The sequence below is a fragment of the Hymenobacter qilianensis genome (genome assembly GCF_014489555.1).
Classification (GTDB): domain Bacteria; phylum Bacteroidota; class Bacteroidia; order Cytophagales; family Hymenobacteraceae; genus Hymenobacter; species Hymenobacter qilianensis.
In genome coordinates this window covers 2,650,744-2,667,697 of sequence record NZ_CP060784.1, presented here as the reverse complement: position 1 = coordinate 2,667,697, position 16,954 = coordinate 2,650,744, and the positions used below count along the sequence as shown (strand labels likewise).

The following is a 16,954-nucleotide window of genomic DNA, read 5'->3' as shown; positions in this document are numbered from 1 at the left end:
TGCCGTCCTCTTCCGCGGAATCCATTATCCTTTTAACTTTCCGCTCCCAACTACCCCACCCGATATGATAAATAAAGTTGTAGCCGACGCCCAGGCGGCCCTGCACGGCATTACTGACGGCATGACGCTGATGCTCGGCGGCTTTGGCCTCTGTGGCATCCCCGAAAACGCTATTCAGGAGTTGCTGCGCCTCGGAGTGAAAGAGCTGACCTGCATCAGCAACAACGCTGGCGTCGACGATTTTGGTATCGGGCTCTTATTGCAAACCAAGCAGGTGCGCAAGATGATATCGAGCTATGTGGGTGAGAATGCAGAGTTTGAGCGGCAGCTATTAACAGGTGAACTGGAGGTAGAATTAATTCCGCAGGGCACTCTGGCCGAGCGCATTCGAGCGGGCGGAGCCGGTATTCCAGCATTTTATACGCCTGCCGGCTATGGTACTGAAGTAGGCGAAGGCAAGGAAAGTCGGGAGTTTAAAAGCAAAATGTACTTGCTCGAAACCGGCCTCACCGCTGATTATGCCTTCGTAAAGGCCTGGCGCGGCGACACCGCCGGCAACCTCATCTACAAAGGCACCGCCCGCAACTTCAACCCCATGATGGCCACGGCCGGCAAGATTACTGTGGCCGAAGTAGAGGAACTTGTGCCTGCCGGCGCGCTTGACCCCAACCAGATTCATACGCCCGGCATCTTCGTGCAGCGCATATTTGAGGGTAAGAACTACGAGAAGCGCATCGAGCAACGGACCGTGCGCAGCTAAGTTTAGTTGCTGATTTGCGGAAGTTGTGATTCAGCCCATCTGATTAGCGTTGACTGAAGATTTAGACGGTACTATGAAAAAGACTTCCCTTATTCTGTTGTTGGCGCTAAGCAGCTACGGCACTTTTGCTCAGGTTGCGGCACCGGCTAAAAAGACCACTCGCCCGAGCAAGGCGATGATGGCGCCCAAGCCGGCCAACTTCCAGCGCATTGACCAACTACTGCAGGAGTACACGGCCGACAGTCGCGTGCCCGGCGCAATTGCGCTGGTGATGCGCGACGGCAAAGTAGTCTACCGCAAAGCTTTCGGAGTGGACGACATGGCGGCCAAAACCCCACTACGCCCCGATGCCATTATGCGTATTGCCTCCCAAACCAAAGCAGTGGCCAGCGTGGGCCTGATGCTGCTCTATGACGAAGGCAAGTTTCAGCTCGACGACCCCATTTCGAAGTATTTGCCAGCCTTCGCCAACCCCAAAGTGCTGGCAACATTCAATGAGAAGGACTCCACGTACACCACCGTACCGGCCAAAAGCGAAGTCACCATCCGGCAGTTGTTTACGCACACGTCGGGCATCAGCTATCCGGTAATCGGCAGCAAGGAAGCACAAGCCATTTATGCAAAGGCAAACATTCCAAGCGGCATCGGCACGCCGGGGGCAATTTGGCTAAGTCCATGGACGCGCTGGGGCCGCTGCCGCTCATGCACCAGCCGGGCGAGCGGTTCACCTACGGGCTGAGCGTAGACGTGCTGGGCCGCTTGATTGAGGTACTGTCGGGCCAGTCGCTGGACCAATACCTGCGCACGCGACTTTTCGAGCCGCTGGGTATGCGGGACACCTATTTCTACCTGCCGGCCAGTAAGCAAGCGCGGCTGGCCAAGCTCTACACCGAGGATGCAGCCACGAAAACCACCGTGCCTATGCGTCCGCGCCAAGGCATGATACCAGATTATCCCAAAGAGGCAGGCACGTACTTTTCAGGCGGTGCGGGCCTCTCATCAACCATAGATGACTATGCTGTCTTTCTGCAAATGATGCTGAACAACGGCACGCACAACGGCCGCCGCCTGCTCAAGCCTGCCACGGTGGCCTTGATAACTCAGAACCAAATGGGTGAAATAAACCAAGGCAGCAATAAGTTCGGCCTGGGTTTCAGCGTCACTACCGCCCAGAGCGCGGCTGCAAAACAGCCCGGCTTATCGGAAGGCTCATACGAGTGGGGGGGCATTTTTGGCACTACCTACTGGGTCGACCCTAAAGAAAAACTAGTGGCCCTGATTTATACCCAGAAGTATCCCAGCGGTACGGCCCGCGCCCTGGCCGACAAGTTCAAAACGGCTGTTTATCAGTCGCTGGCACCGCAGCAGATGGCTCCCGCTGCGGTGGCGGCTCCCGCAGCGAAGTAATTCTGTAACCCTCCCACTTTCCCACCCACATAATCCGCGACTCCGACTCATCCGTCGAATCAGTGGTTCATGACACTTCTTATGCTTGATAAACACGGCATCGCTAAACGCATCGCTCAGGAAGTGCGCGATGGATATTACGTCAATCTTGGCATCGGCATTCCCACGCTGGTAGCGAATTATATTCCGGCAGGCATCAACGTCGAGTTACAGTCCGAAAATGGCTTGCTGGGTATGGGCCCCTTCCCTACCGAGGCCGAAGTAGATCCTGACCTCATCAACGCAGGCAAGCAAACCGTAACCACGCTCCCCGGCTCCAGCCTCTTCAGCTCCGCCGACAGCTTCGGCATGATTCGCGGCGAGCACGTGGACTTGACCATTTTGGGAGCTATGGAAGTATCCGAGCGCGGCGACATCGCCAACTGGAAGATTCCGGGCAAGATGGTGAAAGGCATGGGCGGTGCCATGGATCTGGTAGCCTCCGCCAAAAACATCATTGTAGCCATGCAGCACGTGGCCAAAGATGGCAGTAGCAAGCTATTGCCCGATTGCACCTTGCCGATTACTGGTTTGCGCTGCGTGAAGAAAATTGTAACGGAGTTGGCCGTAATCGATGTTACGCCGGATGGCTTTGTGCTCCGTGAACGAGCACCCGGCGTGAGTGTAGAACAAATTAAAGCTGCAACAGCCGGCAAACTCGTAGTACCCGAGGGCGGCGTGCCGGAAATGCAATTATAGTCTGATAACTGGTAGTGCGATAAATAGCAAAAGCGGGTAAAGCCCGCTTTTGCTATTTATCGCACTACCAACGTGTAGCGTTACTGGTTTCCAGTTGTCGTCGTTTTGCGGGGTGGGGCAGAATATTCCTCGGAACGTACATTCTGGGGCATGTCGGGCACTGGCCCGGCTGAATCAACGCGTTCAGCAACGGCTGATGTATCGTTGGAAGTGGCAGCTGGCGTCATATCGGCGCCGTTTGTTGGCGCATCGGAAGCGGCAGGATCTGAAGTACACGCCCCAACGGACGCAAGCACAAAGAACAGAAGAAGGAAGCGGACAGCGCGCATAAGGCTAGGGTGCTAAGAGTGAATCACTACTACCCGAAACGAATCTTTGCACCTTGTAGTTATCTCCCGCGGCATCTGCTTATCTTTCTTTAGGCCATTGGCTGTTCTTAACTCCGCTTTCATTTATTAAGCTGCACTGATAAGGAAGTAGGCTTACTTCCAAGCTGAGCCTTAGCAATAGTGGCAATCTTTCCGGTTTTGGAAGGCCCTTCTATAAACCTTAGGGCCCAAAGCAGAGTACCCTACCCACAAGCCACGTTCTAACAGTATATTTCCAATAGGATACTGGCCTTTCGATTGCGTTTACAAAACCACATAATACCTATGGCAACAAGTTCAAACGGTAAGGCTGGCACTGGTGGCAGCCACGCCAAAAAAATTACGGACAAACCATCATTGCCAATTCCCGAGCTGCTTACGCCGACAGCCGTACCAGCTCACAAGTTGGTACTCCGGACCTTGCGCCGCTCCGACTTTAAGGCAGTGAAAGGCATCATGGATAAGGTGTACTCCAACATGGAGGGCTCTTGGTCATCTGACGAGTATTCCGCTTTGATCCGCAAGTTTCCAGAGGGACAAATTGGCATCGAAGACAACGGCACTTTAGTAGCCGCCGCTTTGGCTATTATCGTGCAATACAGCGACTTTGGAGACCGCCATACCTACGCCAAAATCACTGGCAACGGTAAGTTTGACACCCACAACCCTGATGGAGACACCCTTTATGGTGTCGACGTATTCGTGGACCCTGAGTACCGCTCCCTACGGCTGGGTCGGCGTCTTTATGATGCTCGCAAGGAACTCTGTGAGAACCTAAATTTGCGTGCGATGGTGGCTGGGGGGCGAATTCCGGGCTACGCGGCTTACGCCGACGAAATGACCCCAGCCAAGTACGTGGAAATGGTGCGTAACAAGGAAATCACGGACCCAATCCTGACTTTCCAGCTTTCCAACGAGTTTCACGTTCGCAAAATCATTCGCGGCTACCTGCCTTATGATTCTGAGTCGAAAGCTTTTGCTACGCTTCTGGAATGGCTAAACGTGTACTATGAGGAAGAAGAGAAGCTGATTGGCAATCAGAAAAGCAATGTGCGCATTGGCATTGTACAGTGGCAAATGCGCGCCACCCGCAGCCTCGAAGACCTATTGCAGCAAATCGAGTTCTTCGTAGATACCGTCAGTGGCTATAAGTCGGACTGCGTGATGTTTCCGGAGTTCTTCAATGCCCCGCTCATGGCGCTTACCAACGAGGATTCGCCCTCGGTAGCTATCCGGGCCATGGCTGCTTTCACAGAGCCCATCAAAGCGAAAATGATGGAGCTGGCAGTAAGCTACAACATCAATATCGTGGCCGGCTCCATGCCTGTGTATGAAGATGGCAAGCTGCACAACGTGGCTTTCCTCTGCCGCCGCGATGGCACCATGGACGAGCAATACAAGCTCCACGTAACGCCCGATGAAGCCAGCTACTGGGGTATGCGCGGTGGTGATAAGCTCAAGTGTTTTGAAACGGATTTTGGCAAAATCGGTATCCTCGTCTGCTACGATGTGGAGTTTCCTGAGTTAGCCCGCATGCTCTCCGATGAAGGCATGAAAATCCTGTTTGTTCCTTTTTGGACTGACACCAAGAACGCCTACCAGCGTGTGCGGCTCTGCTCCCAGGCCCGCGCCATCGAGAATGAGTGCTATGTAGCTATTACGGGTTCGGTGGGTAACCTGCCGCGCGTCGAGAACATGGACATTCAGTACTCGCAATCGGCCGTGTTCAGCCCTTCCGACTTCGCATTCCCCCACGACGCCATTGTGGCCGAGGCCACGCCGAATACGGAGATGACCCTCATTGCTGACCTCGACCTGGACTTGCTTAAGGACCTGAACAGCAGCGGCGCCGTGCGTAACCTCCGCGACCGTCGCAAGGATTTGTACTCCGTGAGTTGGGTGGTAAAGAAAGCCGATCGTGATGACGAACTGCTAAGCCAAGGCGAAGAGCGTGCGCCCCGCACAGGCAAGCGCAAGGCTATAGCGGCTGGGTAACTACCGTTGAATACTTATAGAAAAAGCCCCCCACAATACTATGTGGGGGCTTTTTCTATTCAAAAAGCTTAGAATGCGTAACAAACAGCTGAGATAAAATAAGCTGGTTAATTTTGACACCTATCTGCTACTGTCCATATGCTTCGTCACCACTCTTTATCTTTCGCTTTCCTTACCTGTCTCTTACTGCTTTTCAGCAATAATAGCTACGCCCAACCGTCGGCGGCGGAGACGCGCAGCTTATTGCCAGTGCCCGCCCAGGTAAAATGGGGAGCAAGCCGTTTCGCCCTGAAAAATACCTGGCGCATACAGCTTAACGCCCCTGCTACTCCCGATTCGGCTGTACGAGCCGCTGCCCAGCGCATGAGCACCTGGCTAATTCAGCAAACAGATGCAAAGCGCTTAGCTCCTGAGTTTACTTCTTCCGGTGCCGCCGATCTTACCATCCGCTACGGTCAGGTGGGGCATATGGAGGCCGGCGATGAGGAGCGCTACAGTCTGCGCGTAACTCCGGCGGGCATTGCGCTGGACGCGCCTACTAGCTTAGGTGCCTTGCGGGGCTGGAAACCTTGCGTCAGCTGCTGACCAAGGATAAAAAGAACTTCTATTTCCCCGAAGTAGACATCACCGATCAGCCCCGATTTGGTTGGCGTGGCCTACTCATCGATGCTGCCCGACACTTCATGCCGGTAGCTGTGATTAAGCGCAACCTGGATGGTATGGCGGCGGTGAAGCTCAACGTCATGCACTGGCATCTATCAGATGATCAAGGATTTCGGGTGGAAAGCAAAACATTGCCCCGCCTTCACGAAGTAGGAAGCGAAGGGCAGTATTATACCCAGGCGCAAGTGCGAGAAGTATTACGCTACGCCGCGGCCCGCGGCATTCGGGTTATCCCGGAGTTCGATATGCCCGGCCACGCTACCAGCTGGCTGGCCGCTTACCCCGTGCTGGCCAGCAACGATTCAACGTATGGCGTGGCGCAGCGCTGGGGAGTGCTTAACATTGCTATGGACCCCACCCGGGAAACGACCTACCAACTTCTTGACACCTTAATTGGGGAAATGGGAGCGCTTTATCCGGACCCTTATTTTCACATTGGCGGCGACGAGAACGACGGCCGGCAATGGCGGCGCAACCCGCGCATCGTGGAGTTTATGAAGCAGAAAGGCTTCATGACCGCCAAAGGCCAGCCCGACAAACATGCCTTACAGACTTATTTTAATCGGCGCATTCTGGAATCGGTAACGGCGCGGGGTAAGAAGATGGTGGGTTGGGACGAGATACTTGGTCCGGGTTTGCCCCCCAGCGCCGTTATTCAGAGCTGGCGTGGCCGCAAGGGTCTTTATGAAGCCGCAAAAGCCGGCCACGCCACTATCCTATCCAATGGCTATTACATCGACCTAAACTACAGTGCTGCTTCACATTACCTCAACGATCCGCTGCCCGCCGACGCGCCGCTTACGGCCGTTGAAAAGCAGCGCATCCTGGGCGGTGAGGCCACAATGTGGGCCGAGTTTGCGGATTCAGTTATTGTCGATAGTCGCATTTGGCCACGCGCGGCCGCTATTGCTGAACGGCTTTGGTCGCCGGCTATGGTGAAGGATGTACCGGATATGTACCGGCGGCTGGGGGCATTTCTACCCTGCTCGAAACGCTGGGCCTCCAGCATAAGCGTGCGCCGGAGAAAATCCTGACTCAGTTGGCCGCAGGTCGGGAGGTGGCTCCGCTACGCACATTTGCCAGCGTACTGGAGCCCGTGAAGGAATATAAGCGTCACTTTCAGGGTATGAAGTACACAACCCAGACGCCCTTAAACCGGCTGGTCGATGCCGCGCCAGCTGAGTCGGATGCGGCTCGCGAGTTCGGCGTGGCAGTCGATAAACTGTTGCAGCTGCGTCAAAATGCCCCCCAGACTGGTTCTGCGCTTACTGCCGAATCTAAAGTGGCCGCCGTAGCCGTTGCGACATCGTTGCGCCAATGGCAATTGAATGACGCCCTTGTGCGCCCGATGCTTCTGGCTCAGCCTAGCTTGCAGGAATACGCGCCTTTGTCGGCGCAGCTAAGTAGTATTTCGGCGCTGGCTCTGGTGCGGCTACGGCAAATGGAAAAAGGCGAAAAGCCTTCAACTGCCTGGCAAACCGCAGCGCTCAAGCAACTCGATGCTGCCAAAGCACCGGCCGGACAAGCGGAACTGGCAATGATAGCAAGCGTACGAAAGTTGATTGAAAGCAAATAAGCTGCACTAAAACAGCACCGATACCTGCATCCGACCCGTATGCACGGCGCTCAGCCCATTGGGCTTGCGGCCATCATAAGCTAACGTCACGTTCAGACCATTGCTCAGCCGCTGCTCCACGTTCACATTCCACGTCAGATTGTTGCCGGGGCGCAGAGCATTCAGGATTTCCAGAGCTACAACCGAAGCTTGATTGCCTTCAAAATCGATGCGCACGTACCGCGTGGCCGCCGTAAGGGTGCGCTTACTCACCTGACTCAGACGGGTTTCCACTCCTAGTTCGTCGAAAACGCCACGGGTATTCTCATCAGGCCCGGCAAAGGTGTTGCGTTTGTTGGAATGCAGATAGGTGCCGGTAAAGCGCAGGGCCGGGCTCGGCTGGTAGCTCAGCTCGGGCGCAACTTCATAGAGCAGCACCCGAAAATTACGGGTTTCGAGGTAGTTAGACGTGTTTTCGCGAATACTGCGGGTGGTGATGAGGCGGCTCGTGAATGACTGCGCCAGCGTCCGCCGCAACAACACCGACTGGCTGGCCAGATTGCGAATGTCGGTGCCTTGGGTGAGAAGCGCCTTTTGCTGGGTTTGCTGCACCGTGAACTCAGCCCCAAAAATGGGATTGGAACGATTGAAATACAGCGTATTACGCAGAAGCTTATTCAGCGAGAGCAAAAACTGATCTTCGGTCTGAAAGGCAAATGGATTGAGACGAGAACTCAGGTCGCGCTCGGTAGTGCGCCGATCCAACGATACAGTGCTGATGCTAGTAAACCGGGCAGCGAAACCGCGGATGCCTGGCTGATCGCGCCATTGTCGGGGCAAACTGCTAGTGAGACGGTAGCTGAAGCGGTTGGTGAAGGCGATGATGTAATCATCGGTGGGCAAAAACACCTTGATATGCGTCCGATACTGCGCATCAGGCGTTTGGGCCTCAAAAAATTCCTCCTTATCCTGCCGGTTATTGGCGTTGGCATCGCCCGCGTAAAAGTGCGTGCCCTGGCCGTTGGGTACGGGCAAGAAAGAGTAATCGCGCCGCAACTCACGACCCGTAGCTACACTATAGCTTAGCTCTGAGCGCAGCAGATTATTGAAGAGAGAAGCGTTCCAGTCGAGCTTACCCAGCACGGTGCGTTGGCGAGCACTGTCGCGGGCGGCTAGGTCGCGGTAGGTTAGCAGCACCGACAAATCCTGGTTTTTGCCCAAGCGACTCGCAAACATTCCTTGCCACGTTTGGGCTCGGCCGCGGGTGCGCAGTTCGTCATTGAGTGGCGCTTGGTCGCGGCGGTAGGTATAGTCGAGGCGAAAGCGCGTGGTGGCACTATCGCGGCTTTGCACAAACACAGAATGTTCGTCGAAGTAGTTGGCCGACGTGAGCGAAGTGCCATCGGGCAGCGACACCCTGTTTTTGTCGAAACGATACGCGTAGCCCGGCACAATTGCCCCCGAACAAATCGGGCTGTTGCCTCGCCCCGCGCCCAGTTGGACTGGCGCGCTCCCGCCTGCGAGTTCAACACAAAAAGCCCCCCACGCAACTCCACGTCGCCAATTTGCTGGGCTGCGTCCACCCAGTGCTGCACTCCGCTCACCTCACCTGCCCGGTAGCGCCGACTTAGGCGGTAGGAAAAAGCATTCTTTTCATTCTTTACTAAGCCAGCCGAGAAGTTAAAAATATTATCCTCGCGGGCGGGCCTGAAAGCGGCATTGCCTTGCACCGTGCTTGCGGTGCTCCAGTTGCGGTCAAACTCGATATCGCGGTAGCGGTCGATAGGAGCAAGCTGCCGGCTGCTGTACTCATAGTCTAGCGTAGAGCGCAGCTTGTATTGCTTCATAAATGGCAGATTTACAGGCTTATCCAGTACTGCGTAGCCCACCCGGAAAGCGCGGCCTTGATCCGACTGGGGCGAAAACCGGTTCAAATCCAGTTCGGATGAAGCCAGATCCATGAACACGGTACTGGTCGAATCGAGGCGGTAGCTGGCACCGGCCGTCACGAGCTGCTTTTGCAGGGGGGTGGGCAAACGTCGCTCTGCCCTGTAGTTTCCCCTTCCCGCTCCTACGTATTGAAATACGCGGCCATTGGCGTTGATATTCTCCGCGCTGGTGCTCAGAATATAATCTCCTTCGTTCTGAGTCACGCTTGTAAAACGCACATTGTACACGCCGCGCGTGGAGTCGGTGCTGTACACAAATATGGGAATGGGCTCCTCACCGGGCAACGTCAGCACTTCACGGCGGTACTGCACCTGGCGGCGGTCGTAGGCAACTGAGTCGGCGCCGGGAGTGGTTGCCAAGCTCACGTTGTCGCCGATATTGCGCAGCAGCTCACGATCGGTTTCGTTCAGAATCAGGTTAGGTGAGTTGTCGGGGTTGTCGGACTCACGGTAGTAATTCAGATGTAAGCTCAGCTTTCCCAACTCCTGATAATGGCTCAGATCGAATAGGGAGCGAGCGTAGTTGAAATCAGAATACTCGAAATCAACCCGGATGCGCGAGTTGCGGGTAATCAGGTGCTGGGGCGAAAACGTGACTTCAGCTTGGTTGTAGTCAATAATATAATCGAAATCGAAGCCCCGCGTCATCAGCCGACCATCGAGGTATACCCTCTCCGAATTAGCCAGAACCACGATAAACTGCTCGCCATTCGTGCCGCGCAAACGGTATGGGCCCTGAACATTTTCCAGGGGGGCAATTCGATGGAGGCAAACTTGCCCTTGGCCACGCCGGCCGCGGCAGTGGTTACGCTACGCTTGCCGGCACCTTGGGTTAGTTTCGCCTCCACAGCAGCCCCTTGCACGTTTTTGTAAAACCTCAGAAAATAATCGGGGCGGTTGCGCAGCACTACGTCGCCGGCTGTCAGGCTCCAGCGCGGATGCGTAAGGGTAATATAAAGGCGGTCGAACTCTTGCAGCTGCTGGGTATTGCCTTCGGGCTGAAACGGCACATTTTGGTCTGAAATAGCGGCCGTGAGATTAATCTGATCAGTGAGTTTGCCCTCCAGCTGCAGATTCAGCGCCGAGTTCACAAAGACATTCTGCGTATTGCCGAAGGAAATGCCGCGCGCCAGACTACCCGTTTTGTTGATGCCTGGCGTTGCCAGAATCTGCTCTTTCACCGCAAAATCGTTGTAGCCGAATGACCGGGGGGCAAAATTGACGCTGTCAATAAGCGTTCGCGGGCGACGAGCTACCGGCGTCGCCAGCCGTAGCGGCAGTACCCGATAACAGACCAGCACCGAATCGGGCCCAGTGGGCTGAAACACAATATCTGGTTGGCCAGGATCGGGGGCTGGAAACCGACGGGAAGACCGGATAATGCGGTACTGATCCGTGTTTGGGTTGTAGCCGACGGAGCGCCCATTCGCTGTTACCGACGCCGGAACAATCGTTAGGGTATCGGGCAACGAAAAGTTGGTGGTGTCGCGGTTGGGTAGCAGGCGCACCCAGCGGCAGCGGCGCGTAGACGGCGGCCCAATTTGCTGAGCCGCTACCACCTGAGCCAACAGTAAAAACGTGAGTAGCAGGCTGAAACGCGGAAGACTTTGCGTAATGCTGCTACTCATGCTAGATATGTTTCAAGCGGGGGCTTTTTTCAGCTCCACAACGTGCGAAGCCGCCAGATTCGTGCCGTTAAACCAGAATAGGGCGTAACGCGCGGGCAAAAGAAGTGGAGGACTACAACCAACGTTTATTCCGGTGCCAACGGTAGCTCTATACAGAACCGCGTACCCACATTTTCCTCCGTTTCAAACCAAATTTGCCCCCCAGCGCTTTCAATTCCTCGCCGGGCAACAGCTAGGCCAATTCCCGACCCGGACGTCTTGGTAGTGAAGTTGGGCACAAATACCTTCGCCTGCACCTCCTCGGAAATACCGGCCCCGTTATCGGCTATACAAATCACGATGCGGTCGGTTCCGCGCGGCTCCAAGCTGGCATTTATCTGCGGCTTCCGTCCCTCTGGCACCGACTGCAGCGCGTTGATCAGCAAGTTGTTAAAGGTACGCACCAGCAGGTTTTCGTCGGCAAAAACAATATACCGGCCGTTCTTCGCGTCGGCGGGCACTTTCAACCGGATGCTGCCTTCTCCCACTCCGCCTTTGTGCAAACTCACGCAACGCCGCAGAATGGGCACTACATCCAGCCGCTCGGGGCGCATAGCTGGCAGGTTGGTGAAGGTAGAAAATGACGTAGCGATGTCGCTGAGCACGTCGATTTGGGTGATGAGCGTTTGGGATATTTTGCCAATCAGCTCCTCCGTATTTGGGCGGCGCTCCGCAATGGCTTTCTGCAAATACTGCAGGGAAAGCTTCATCGGCGTCAGCGGATTCTTGATTTCGTGAGCTACTTGGCGGGCCATTTCGCGCCACGCGGCTTCCTTTTCTTGGGTTGCCAGTTCCTGCTTACTTTCCTCTAGCTTCAGTAGCATGGCGTTGTATTCCCGTACCAGCAGCCCAATCTCATCCGACGATTCATAGGCCAGCATCTCATTTTGCCCCGTAAGCGTGGTTTGCTTAAGCTTCTCCGTGATGATCTTGAGCGGAGCCGTCAGAATACGGGAAGCGACAAAAGCCAGCACCAGAAAGATGATGAACATCACCGTGAAGATGTTCAGAATGGTCGAAATCAGCTCAATAAGCTTATTATCAAGCTCTTTCTCGGAATCGAAGAATGGAATACCGACGTAGCCAACGACCACGTCGGGGCGGCCGGGCCGCACTACTGCTCGCAGTGGCAGATACAGCGTATTGAAGGACAGGGAACCAGCCGTTTCGGTGAGTAGCACTTGTGGCTGCCCCTTCTCTGCCAATTCGGCTACCGCCCGCGGATGCATTAAGGTGCTCAGCAATCCTGACTCAAAAATCAAAGGCTGACTACTCACTTGCAGGCTGCCATCGGCACCATACAGGTTAAGATCCGTTTCGGTCAGATCTGATACGTTTTCGGCCAAATCAATAAGGGCGGCCCGGCCGGAGGAGTCGGCCAGCAGCGCCCGATTTTTCAGCAGGTTTTCCTGCACCGTTTTGCCCCTGCGCTCATACGTACGCCGCAAATCCCGCTGATACGACGACGTAACCTGGCTAGCCGTGGCGATACTCACAATGAGGAGCGGAACGAGAATACCGAAGTTGAGAAACAGCTGAATCTTGGTGCTGAACGTGGTACGAAAGACCTGAAAGTATTGCCCGCGCGCCAGCATGTAGCCTCCTATTACCAACAAGCTAAAGAAAGTGTGTAGCAGGAAGAGAAAGGAGAAATTGGCCAGCCAGTCGTTGAAAGCATAAGTGGCCGTCGTTACGACTACCATGCGACGCTGTGCACCACGAACAGCCAGATGATGGAAGCCCTCAACAGACAATCCTATACTAAACAGGCGCGGATCCTGCCGTTGAGCTGGGGTAAGCTGATTTACGTAGTCAAAGTCGCCTTCCTTATATACTAGCCGTCCGTTTTCGTAGCCGGCATAACTTAGGTCAGAGCCCAGGCCAGGCTGGAAAAACTTCTGATCGACCAGCAACTCAGGTACCACGCTATAGGCTGTCAGCTTTTTAAGCGAAAGCTCCAGCAGCACGGTGCTTGTACCGCCTGTGGAAGTAACTACCGGCACAAAAGCCACATAGCGGCGCGAGCTAAAGGAGTTGCTGTTGTGAATCAGATACAGGTCGGGATGGTCAGTGGATAGCGCCGTGCGCAAAAGGCGCCGCCGCAGCTGAGGCAGATTCAGCGTTTCCTCGTTCCCATCCAACGAGCGCCCCGCAGGATCGAAGAGCGTGACTACAATTTCATATTTATCGAAATAGTCACGGAGATAATACTTAACGATCTTCTGACGCACCACATCTTGGTTGGCAAAGGGGCGCGCCAGCATGGTCTGAATCAATGGGTCGGCGGCCATCTGCCGGGAGCGCTCTGCTAACAGGTACTCGCCCTGCAAGTCATTATCGACCAGAAGATTGCTAGCAATACGCTGTTTATTAATAACCAGCTGACGATCAAAATGCTCATATAAAGCCAAAGCACCTACTACCGAGCTCACCCCCAGCATCAGGAAGATAAACAGATAGACCTGATAAGGCACCACCGACGCTACTTGGCGCAGACCCGTTAGCCGTACGATGAAGAAGAAAAGCAGGGTGAGCCCAAACAGGATCCCGTTGGTCAGGCCAAAGGCAAGCCCCAAAGGCAGAATTGTAAGCGTAGCGAGCCCTAACAAGATAATACCTGCACTGCGTGTAGCTGGCCGAACTGCTGCTATGAACAACTGCGACAGCATATAAAACCCAACCAGATAGCTGCCGGTATGCAGAATGATAGCCAGACACAACAACCCCTTGAATACCGATACATCGATACTTTGGGTCACATCGAGTACTAGCTGAGAGTTATTGAAGCTATTGGAATAGAAACTAAACAGTAGCTGTAATAAGCCATAGAAGCTCAGTACTGCCGCGGTACCAATGATGAAAAGCAAGTAAAAACGGCGGATTTGCCGCACCCGGCGCACTATTCCAAAGCGCCGAAACAACAACAGGGCATAATACGCCAAGGCCACAAACAGGAAGGCGTTGATTAGCAAGTCGCCTAGTGAGGGTGAAAGCCACGAAGCCGCATACAAGCGTGGATCGAACAAGGGCACTTCTACCAATGAGAAAGGAAGCCCTAAAAACAGCAGAGCCGCTCGCATTGCCATGAGCGACAGTACGACGGAACCGACGCCGGCAAATACCCGACCGGTGGAGAACAACCCGATTGCCAACCGGAGACAACCCGCCAGATACAACCCGAAACCCAATAGCAAAAAAGCTACCGGCAGGTATTTACCCGTTACAGGATCGGGCGCAGAGCTTTCTATCGAGAAGAGGTAATCACCTTCTTCAGAAAACAGGCGCGGTAATCGGGGATTGTTATTGACAACTAACCGCACATTTGCCCCCGGAACAGAGCTTGCTCGGCGCCCTCGCGCAGGTAACGGTTGCTGATGCCATACCGCTTTTCCAGAGGAACATACGTGAGAATAACGTGCCGCCCAACGGAGCGGCGCAATACCAGATATTGCCCAAAGCGCATATCTACCAGCTTCTCGCGGAAGTCCTGGCCTGCATTGGCTACCTCCGGCCGGATCGTATGGTCCGACCAATACAATAGCTTCTCGCCCTCAAATACGAAGCAAGGGTAAGTCGTTAATCCAATAAGGGAGTTAAAATTGAGTGCTTGACCCTGCAAGCGCTCAGCCACTTCGTCGGCTTCGCGTTCGGCAGTGCGCTGGGCTTCAATTACCAGGTTTTGCAGACGCGTCGTTTCGGCACGCAATAACACCTCCGGCACTTGGCCATATCGATTGCTCAGATAAGCCGCTACGAAGCAAAGCGTGGCAGCTAACAGCAAAACCAGCGGGGAGGAACGAACTAGCTTCAAAGGCAATCAGGATGCTAAAGCACCACCACAGATGAGAATAGGGTTTCAACAAAAATGCCGCCATTCGGCGGCATTTCCTATTCTATTAAAAGCTATGCTCTCTATCAACACTAGATTATCAGTGCTTCTTAGCCCTGTTTTTTTGCTTGGCTATGCCGATACCAAATAAACCCGACAACCCCCATCAGCACATAGGGCACCGTCATAAGCATCAATATTCCTTTGTTTAAGCCAGAAGCATCGTACTCATCTTTATCGCCCCGCGCCGACTCAACTTGCGTTTTACACATCGAGCATTGAGCTTGTGCGGAAATTGGGGCTATACAAAGTAATAAGCCCAATAAGAAGGTAAACAAACCGGTAATAGCTGCCTTTTTCATACTATTTCAACACATTTAAGAAGACAAAGTTTCTTTATTGCTAGGTGTAATAAGGCGAGATCATAAAGTACACGATAACGCCCGTGACCGATACATACAGCCAAACTGGAAAAGCCCAGCGAGCTATCCTACGGTGTTTGACGAACTGCTCCGTCAAAGCAAAGTAAAGCGTGAACAACACTAACCCTACTGTTACGACTGCTAAAGCAATATGTGTAAGCAGAAGAAAGAAGTACACATATCGTATAGTCCCCACTCCCCCAAACCGAGTAGAATCTACCTGAGAGTGGTATACCACATAAGAGAGCAGAAAAATGCCCCCAGCGTGAAAGCAGTAGCCATCATGGCTCGGTGACGAGCTACTTGTCTGTTTCTAATAAAGTAGAAACCTAGTAATAAGCATAACGCCGTTAGCGAATTAAGTACGGCATTTAGGGCAGGCAAAAACTTTACTTCTGCGCCTGGAATACGGAAAGCATTGGGGAAATAATGCAGGACTGCGACTAGCAGAGGTACAACAGCCGCCAGAATACCGAGGATGATTTTGTACTTAGTAAAATCGCCCGGTTTAAGTGCGGGGTTCGTTGTTGTGGTCATAGGTGTAAAGCAACACGGTAATTTCGGTGATCAGGCGGTCAATCTCCCTCGCTTTCGTACCGTCATAAATGCCCCGTACCCGGTGGTTGCGATCTACTAGGAACAACTGCTGACTATGCTGTATTGTAGGCGCCACTCCCGTAAGAGCAGGAAGTCGATACTCTTCCGTCAATAACCGGTTGAGCTGGTTTTTGTCACCAGTTAGAAAAAACCATTTGCCCGCAATAGCTCCATATCGCTCGGCATAGCGCTCTAACACAGATACTGAATCCTGCGCTGGGTTTACGGTATAAGAAACCAGCCGAACTCTTGGCTCAAGGCGAAACTTCTCCTGTACACGCGTAAGCTGGCTGTTCCGCTGTGCGCAGTCTTGGGGACAGGTTGTGTAAAAGAAACTGGTTACATAAAGACCATCTTTCAGATCCTTTTGGCCTATAATCCTTCCCGTTTGAGAAGGAAAGCTGTAATCCTGCAATTGGTGAAAAACAGTATCGCGCTGCCACTTACCGTCGACCTGTGTTGAATCAACACTGTCGGGCAGGTAAGTTGGCAGCGCGAAACGGTTTGTACCGAATGACTTGAGGAACAAGAAAGCCAGTACCGGTACCAAAAGAATAAGGCCCAGAAACAATGTTTGTTTGGGCCTCATTACTTAGTTGAGCGCGTTTTGAATTGACTCTCCGACATAAGAGCCTTCACTGACTAAAGCTACTAATAGCCAAATCAGGAGACCCATTGGAATAAGAATAGTCCAGATCAGTCCTTTAGTTTCATGCTTCAAGTGCATGAATTCGGCTACAATAAAGAAAGCCTTGAAAATTGTGAGAATAATGAAGATTGTATTCCGCAGAGTGCCCGGATCCATAAGAAACACGAACACGAACTCAAGCGCTGTAATACCTACAAGTACCCAGAATGTCTTCCATATCCAGCCTGTATTAGGCTTTGGGATTTCGCCTAGCTGTGGCGGCTGGTTGCTGCTATGTTGAGCCATAACTTTTGAATTTAGATCTTAACTCAAACGATCAAACGCAAATCGTTTTTATTAGGGTTTTAGCTTCTGA

The 16,954-nt window shown here is 53.5% G+C and carries 17 protein-coding genes and 1 pseudogene; 8 read left to right on the top strand and 10 right to left on the bottom strand.

Features of this window, described 5'->3' with window-relative positions; genetic code table 11:
- The first annotated feature begins 64 nt into the window (after window positions 1-64).
- The 4 genes from H9L05_RS12335 (at window position 65) to H9L05_RS12325 (ending at window position 2,905) form a co-directional block, all read left to right on the top strand.
- Window positions 65-760 (top strand): CoA transferase subunit A, encoded by a 696-nt coding sequence (locus tag H9L05_RS12335; protein ID WP_187731246.1) that lies wholly within the window; start codon window positions 65-67, stop codon window positions 758-760.
- Window positions 761-833: 73 nt separating this feature from the next.
- Window positions 834-1,499, top strand: coding sequence for a serine hydrolase domain-containing protein (locus H9L05_RS25045; protein WP_262892517.1), 666 nt, complete (start codon window positions 834-836; stop codon window positions 1,497-1,499).
- Entirely contained in the window at window positions 1,424-2,167 is a 744-nt protein-coding gene (locus H9L05_RS25040; protein ID WP_262892516.1) for a serine hydrolase domain-containing protein, read from the top strand. Before H9L05_RS25045 ends, H9L05_RS25040 begins: the two co-directional genes overlap by 76 nt.
- 81 nt (window positions 2,168-2,248) lie before the next feature.
- Entirely contained in the window at window positions 2,249-2,905 is a 657-nt protein-coding gene (locus H9L05_RS12325) for a CoA transferase subunit B (RefSeq protein ID WP_187731245.1), read from the top strand.
- Window positions 2,906-2,985: 80 nt separating this feature from the next.
- Here the strand turns inward: H9L05_RS12325 and H9L05_RS12320 are convergent, their stop codons facing one another.
- Entirely contained in the window at window positions 2,986-3,201 is a 216-nt protein-coding gene (locus H9L05_RS12320) for a hypothetical protein (protein ID WP_187731244.1), read from the bottom strand.
- Window positions 3,202-3,729: 528 nt separating this feature from the next.
- Between H9L05_RS12320 and H9L05_RS12315 the strand changes: the two genes are divergently transcribed.
- The 4 genes from H9L05_RS12315 to H9L05_RS12300 all read left to right on the top strand — a co-directional run bounded on the left by H9L05_RS12315 (window position 3,730) and on the right by H9L05_RS12300 (window position 7,507).
- Window positions 3,730-5,268 carry a bifunctional GNAT family N-acetyltransferase/carbon-nitrogen hydrolase family protein gene (locus tag H9L05_RS12315; RefSeq protein WP_223284946.1) on the top strand — a complete coding sequence of 513 codons (1,539 nt, stop codon included), beginning with the start codon at window positions 3,730-3,732 and terminating at the stop codon, window positions 5,266-5,268.
- 138 nt (window positions 5,269-5,406) lie between these two features.
- Complete coding sequence (locus H9L05_RS12310) at window positions 5,407-5,853, top strand: glycoside hydrolase family 20 zincin-like fold domain-containing protein (RefSeq protein ID WP_187731242.1); 447 nt, start codon at window positions 5,407-5,409, stop codon at window positions 5,851-5,853.
- Entirely contained in the window at window positions 5,838-6,965 is a 1,128-nt protein-coding gene (locus H9L05_RS12305) for a family 20 glycosylhydrolase (protein ID WP_187731241.1), read from the top strand. The genes H9L05_RS12310 and H9L05_RS12305 overlap by 16 nt, the downstream gene beginning before the upstream one ends.
- On the top strand, window positions 6,851-7,507 hold the full coding sequence (locus H9L05_RS12300; RefSeq protein WP_187734361.1) for a hypothetical protein: 657 nt from the start codon (window positions 6,851-6,853) through the stop codon (window positions 7,505-7,507). The genes H9L05_RS12305 and H9L05_RS12300 overlap by 115 nt, the downstream gene beginning before the upstream one ends.
- A gap of 6 nt (window positions 7,508-7,513) precedes the next feature.
- On the opposite strand, the gene H9L05_RS12295 is transcribed toward H9L05_RS12300, so the two are convergent.
- The 9 genes and pseudogenes from H9L05_RS12295 to H9L05_RS12255 all read right to left on the bottom strand — a co-directional run bounded on the left by H9L05_RS12295 (window position 7,514) and on the right by H9L05_RS12255 (window position 16,884).
- Window positions 7,514-8,722, bottom strand: coding sequence for a hypothetical protein (locus H9L05_RS12295; RefSeq protein ID WP_187731240.1), 1,209 nt, complete (start codon window positions 8,720-8,722; stop codon window positions 7,514-7,516).
- Window positions 8,674-10,158: a hypothetical protein gene (locus tag H9L05_RS12290; RefSeq protein ID WP_187731239.1), complete on the bottom strand. Its 1,485-nt coding sequence runs from the start codon at window positions 10,156-10,158 to the stop codon at window positions 8,674-8,676. The genes H9L05_RS12295 and H9L05_RS12290 overlap by 49 nt, the downstream gene beginning before the upstream one ends.
- Window positions 10,083-11,063, bottom strand: a complete 981-nt coding sequence (locus H9L05_RS12285; RefSeq protein ID WP_187731238.1) for a hypothetical protein — start codon at window positions 11,061-11,063, stop codon at window positions 10,083-10,085. The genes H9L05_RS12290 and H9L05_RS12285 overlap by 76 nt, the downstream gene beginning before the upstream one ends.
- Window positions 11,064-11,188: 125 nt before the next feature.
- Complete coding sequence (locus tag H9L05_RS12280) at window positions 11,189-14,422, bottom strand: sensor histidine kinase (RefSeq protein ID WP_187731237.1); 3,234 nt, start codon at window positions 14,420-14,422, stop codon at window positions 11,189-11,191.
- A complete protein-coding gene (locus tag H9L05_RS12275; protein WP_187731236.1) occupies window positions 14,413-14,913 on the bottom strand; it encodes a hypothetical protein in 501 nt (166 codons plus the stop codon). The genes H9L05_RS12280 and H9L05_RS12275 overlap by 10 nt, the downstream gene beginning before the upstream one ends.
- 128 nt (window positions 14,914-15,041) lie before the next feature.
- Window positions 15,042-15,293 (bottom strand): hypothetical protein, encoded by a 252-nt coding sequence (locus H9L05_RS12270; protein ID WP_187731235.1) that lies wholly within the window; start codon window positions 15,291-15,293, stop codon window positions 15,042-15,044.
- 40 nt (window positions 15,294-15,333) lie between these two features.
- Window positions 15,334-15,890 (bottom strand): annotated as a pseudogene (locus H9L05_RS12265) (DUF420 domain-containing protein).
- Window positions 15,862-16,539 (bottom strand): SCO family protein, encoded by a 678-nt coding sequence (locus tag H9L05_RS12260; protein WP_187731234.1) that lies wholly within the window; start codon window positions 16,537-16,539, stop codon window positions 15,862-15,864. The pseudogene H9L05_RS12265 and the gene H9L05_RS12260 overlap by 29 nt, the downstream one beginning before the upstream one ends.
- 3 nt (window positions 16,540-16,542) lie before the next feature.
- Window positions 16,543-16,884 (bottom strand): cytochrome C oxidase subunit IV family protein, encoded by a 342-nt coding sequence (locus H9L05_RS12255; protein WP_187731233.1) that lies wholly within the window; start codon window positions 16,882-16,884, stop codon window positions 16,543-16,545.
- Between the last annotated feature and the right edge of the window lie 70 nt (window positions 16,885-16,954).

Bases quoted from the DNA above. Each gene is read 5' to 3' on its own strand.
- H9L05_RS12295 (WP_187731240.1), bottom strand. From the start codon at position 8,722: ATGTTTGCGAGTCGCTTGGGCAAAAACCAGGATTTGTCGGTGCTGCTA.
- H9L05_RS12335 (WP_187731246.1), top strand. From the start codon at position 65: ATGATAAATAAAGTTGTAGCCGACGCCCAGGCGGCCCTGCACGGCATT.
- H9L05_RS12270 (WP_187731235.1), bottom strand. From the start codon at position 15,293: ATGAAAAAGGCAGCTATTACCGGTTTGTTTACCTTCTTATTGGGCTTA.
- H9L05_RS12260 (WP_187731234.1), bottom strand. From the start codon at position 16,539: ATGAGGCCCAAACAAACATTGTTTCTGGGCCTTATTCTTTTGGTACCG.
- H9L05_RS12310 (WP_187731242.1), top strand. From the start codon at position 5,407: ATGCTTCGTCACCACTCTTTATCTTTCGCTTTCCTTACCTGTCTCTTA.
- H9L05_RS12315 (WP_223284946.1), top strand. From the start codon at position 3,730: ATGGATAAGGTGTACTCCAACATGGAGGGCTCTTGGTCATCTGACGAG.
- H9L05_RS12255 (WP_187731233.1), bottom strand. From the start codon at position 16,884: ATGGCTCAACATAGCAGCAACCAGCCGCCACAGCTAGGCGAAATCCCA.
- H9L05_RS12285 (WP_187731238.1), bottom strand. From the start codon at position 11,063: ATGAGTAGCAGCATTACGCAAAGTCTTCCGCGTTTCAGCCTGCTACTC.
- H9L05_RS12325 (WP_187731245.1), top strand. From the start codon at position 2,249: ATGCTTGATAAACACGGCATCGCTAAACGCATCGCTCAGGAAGTGCGC.
- H9L05_RS25045 (WP_262892517.1), top strand. From the start codon at position 834: ATGAAAAAGACTTCCCTTATTCTGTTGTTGGCGCTAAGCAGCTACGGC.